The organism is Vibrio sp. 10N.261.54.E10 (assembly GCF_002877735.2).
Classification (GTDB): Bacteria; Pseudomonadota; Gammaproteobacteria; order Enterobacterales; family Vibrionaceae; genus Vibrio; species Vibrio crassostreae_C.
On the sequence record NZ_MCXE02000011.1, the window covers coordinates 1 to 3,764 of the forward strand.

Sequence of the window (3,764 nt, forward strand, 5' to 3'; positions counted from 1 at the left end):
TCGCTACACCCTGATCACACAGGCTCAATCGGTTTCCTTATCACGTCAGATGAAGAAGGCCCTTTCATCAACGGTACGGTACGTGTTGAAGCTCTGATGGCTCGTGGCGAGAACATCGACATGTGTATTGTTGGTGAACCATCAAGTACTGAGTACGTTGGTGACGTCGTGAAGAACGGCCGTCGTGGTTCTATCACTGGTGATCTAACAGTTAAAGGCACACAAGGTCATGTTGCTTACCCTCACCCAGCGAACAACCCGGTACACAGCTTCCTGCTTGCGATCAATGAACTGGCTACTACCGAGTGGGACAAAGGAAATGACTACTTCCCACCAACCAGCTCTCCAGATCCCAAATGTAAGTGCGGGCACTGGCGCGTCAAACGTTATCTCCTGGTGAATTTAATGTTCAGTTTAATCTTCGTTTTAGCACAGAGTTAAACAACGACATCATCGTTGAGAGAATCACAAATACACTCGACAAGTACGATTTCGAATACCCCCGATTTGAAATGGACATTCAATGGCGACCCGTTCTTAACAGACGCTGGCTCGTTGCTTGATGCTATTGTTGATGCAGTTGGTCACGTGAATGACGTGAAACCTGCACTATTGACTACAGGTGGTACATCTGACGGACGCTTTATTGCGCGCATGAAAGGGCAAGTGGTAGAACTAGGTCCGGTTAATGCAACCATTCACAAGGTTAACGAATGCGTGAAAGTGGCTGACTTAGAGAAGCTCACTGACATGTACGAAAGAACATTAGTGAATCTTTTCGCTAAATAGTGTTTCACCAGAGATTCATAGCATCCCATTATTGAGAGACGCGTTATGACACCAGAGCAGCTTACCGGACAATCAGATTCTCATCTGGAACCTAACCTGATTGGCACCAAGACATTCTTGGTTCACAGTGATGTCAAAGATGATCTGAACAATTTGATTGAAGCTGCTCAACTTGCTGGTTTTAAAATGGAGATTGCCAGTGGCTTTCGCGACTATGAAAGGCAATCTCTGATTTGGAATCGTAAGTTTTCTGGTCAAGCGCCGATATTAGACTCAGAAAGCCAACCACTTGATGCTTCAACACTCAGTGAACAACAAAAGTTGTCGGCGATCCTAAGATGGTCTGCGCTTCCCGGAGCGAGTCGTCACCATTGGGGTTGTGATTTCGATGTCTTTGCTCGTAATCACTTACCTGAAGATATACAGCTGCAATTAGAGCCATGGGAATACCTTACTGGCCACCAGCAAGTGTTTTATCAATGGTTATCTGTTCATGCATCTCAGTTTGGATTCTTCTTTCCGTACAACCAAGACCTTGGCGGTGTGGCGATTGAACCGTGGCATATTAGCCACCGTAAGGTATCAGACTCGTGCTTATCACAGTTATCACCCACTTTACTTGGCAAGCAACTCCAATCTAAGCCAATATTAGGGTATGAGATTATTATGGAGCAGCTAGACGCAATCTATGCACGCTTCGTAGCAAATATCAATCATTAGAGCGCTTATGTTGGAGTGGCTTACAAACCCTTGGGTTATCATCATCATCGTGGTTAGCGTTGTGGGGTAATATTGCTGCGCTCAAACAGACCGCCAATATGGATCTGACAGGTCGTAACAAAACAGAGAAAGACTTAGACAAGCTCAATCAATTAGATAAACAGAACCAAGAGAAAGCTCAAAAAGATGGGGAAACTATCTCATGCCAGAAACGAGAATTAGAACAATTAGGCGCACTATTGGTAAGAAAAAAATAAAAAATTCGTCAGGTTTCGACGGTTAACCATTACCTACCCAACCCACAACACGCCCTACAACTTCCCCCTTTCTCTATCGTTTCAAACTCACTATTAGCAGGAATGAATCGACCACGGTACCTTGCGTCTAAAGTTGAACGTGCCGCCTGCTTTCACAATCACCAAAGTATTGTCATTCACTGATTTCATTGGCTCAACAATGATGTAACAGCCCACAGGGTAATTCATCGCAAAGTCAGGGGAAATCATCGCAGCATCACGCACCTTAAGCGCGTAGCTTTCAAGCTTGGCACCGTTTGGGTAAAAGATAGTACCTTGCGCTTCGGGATCTTCTTGGGCGATATCCGTCCAGTTTATAACGTTCACGTTCTTCGTGTGAAAGCCCGTGTGTTTCTTCCGTTTCCATGCGGGTAACAAACTCACCTAAAGTGATGTTCATTTTTCTCAGGGCACGGATTAACACTTGCGTTGGCAAATCGCCTTCACCTTGTTCAAATCTGCCGATAGTTGCACGGCTTGCAATACCTATAAAATCTTTCTGTTTGAGCTTCTTAGATTTTCGAATAGCCGAAAATATCTCGTGTGCTTCTGGCATGGTTATACTCCTATTAAAATAACGCCCAATTAAGTTACTAATAACTTACATGCCTTAATCACCGAACCCCACCGCAAACTAAAAATGCCAAGCGTTGAGAATCGCTCTTAAATGCCTTGTTATCTAACGCCCTGCTAAGGTGTGAGCAACGCATAATAAAAGTGCCACGCGTTCCCTGTCATCTTGAACAGTTTGTTATATTCCCTTTGTTTCAAAAGGGCTGTAACTCATTGTGTTTATTTGTGTTTATCAACGTGCTCAAAAAAAAGAGCGTAGTAAGCCACTGGTGAAGCCCAGTATTATTATTGTTGTTTTTATGTTTCTTTAAATTTGATTATAAAACATCTCATGATCTTGGGAACGCTTTTAGAGTGTTTTTTAGTCATTAAAGTCACTATAAGCCACATATAAAAACCTTTTGATGTCAGTGTTAATCGAAGCGGCGCACGGAAAACGCGAAAGCGTTTCACGATAAATGCGAAAACAAGTCTGAAGTGATGGAAACTGGTTAAACACCCACTTCCAGTAACTGAACGAAGTGTTTGCTTAAATAAAACTTATATTAGGCCTAAACAAAACAACATCACATATGGAGTTACAATGAGTAACCAAGCCACGTAAAAAAAAAGCACCATCGACTGAGAAGATCAGTGGTATGGACCGCTTTCTAAACTTCATTGAACGCGCCGGCAACAAAATTCCAGATCCAGCAATCCTGTTCTTCTGGGCTCTAGTTATTGTATGGGTAGCATCTGCACTTTTATCGAATCTTTCATTCGACTTAATCAACCCTCAAACGGGTGCTGCTCTTGAAGTAAACAACCTACTAACTGGTGAAGCGCTTGCTAGCTTCCTAGCGAATATGGTTACCACGTTCAGAGGCTTCGCACCTCTAGGCATCGTACTTGTTGCTATGCTAGGTGTTGGCGTTACCAGACTCTTCAGGCTTCATTACGACTGGCCTTAAGAAGATGCTTAACTTCACGCCAGCTAAGCTACTAACGCCGATGCTAATCTTGGTTGCTATCGTGTCTCACACAGCAGCTGATGCAGGTTACGTTCTAGTAATCCCTCTTGACGGTATCATCTTCCACGCTGCGGGTCGTCACCCTCAGCGGGTATTGCAGCAGCGTTTGCTGGTGTATCAGGTGGTTTCTCAGCAAACTCTATCCTTCAGGTATTGATCCGCTACTAGCTGGCTTCACTCAAACAGCGGCAAACGTTCTTGACCCTGCATATGTGATCAACCCTCTAGCGAACATCTTCTTTACTGGTTTGTCTTCAATTCTAATTGTGGCAATTGGTTGGTACGTTACAGAGAAAATTATCGAGCCTCGTCTTGCTAATACGCCTGTAGATGAAGATGCAGAACAAGCACCTGATTTCAGGTACGTTCACAGCCA

At 43.9% G+C, this 3,764-nt stretch carries 3 protein-coding genes and 3 pseudogenes; 5 read left to right on the plus strand and 1 reads right to left on the minus strand.

Annotated elements, in window-relative coordinates; genetic code table 11:
* From dapE to BCU07_RS23465, 3 genes and pseudogenes are all read left to right on the plus strand, one after another.
* Positions 1–789: pseudogene (dapE, locus tag BCU07_RS23455) on the plus strand (succinyl-diaminopimelate desuccinylase); the annotation flags it as partial.
* Between the two features lie 45 nt (positions 790–834).
* Positions 835–1,509, plus strand: a complete 675-nt coding sequence (locus tag BCU07_RS23460) for a M15 family metallopeptidase (protein WP_016787737.1) — start codon at positions 835–837, stop codon at positions 1,507–1,509.
* Positions 1,510–1,516: 7 nt separating this feature from the next.
* A pseudogene (locus tag BCU07_RS23465) lies at positions 1,517–1,766 on the plus strand (DUF2897 family protein).
* Positions 1,767–1,859: 93 nt separating this feature from the next.
* On the opposite strand, the gene BCU07_RS23470 reads toward BCU07_RS23465, so the two are convergent.
* A complete protein-coding gene (locus BCU07_RS23470) occupies positions 1,860–2,132 on the minus strand; it encodes a hypothetical protein (protein ID WP_413286214.1) in 273 nt (90 codons plus the stop codon).
* 884 nt (positions 2,133–3,016) lie between these two features.
* On the opposite strand from BCU07_RS23470, the gene BCU07_RS23475 reads away from it, so the two are divergent.
* Both BCU07_RS23475 and BCU07_RS23480 read left to right on the plus strand, forming a co-directional pair.
* Complete coding sequence (locus BCU07_RS23475; protein ID WP_413286215.1) at positions 3,017–3,328, plus strand: AbgT family transporter; 312 nt, start codon at positions 3,017–3,019, stop codon at positions 3,326–3,328.
* 4 nt (positions 3,329–3,332) lie between these two features.
* Positions 3,333–3,764: pseudogene (locus tag BCU07_RS23480) on the plus strand (AbgT family transporter); the annotation flags it as partial.

Excerpts from the sequence above, each read along its gene's own strand:
- BCU07_RS23475 (WP_413286215.1), top strand. The coding sequence starts at position 3,017 with ATGGACCGCTTTCTAAACTTCATTGAACGCGCCGGCAACAAAATTCCA.
- BCU07_RS23460 (WP_016787737.1), top strand. The coding sequence starts at position 835 with ATGACACCAGAGCAGCTTACCGGACAATCAGATTCTCATCTGGAACCT.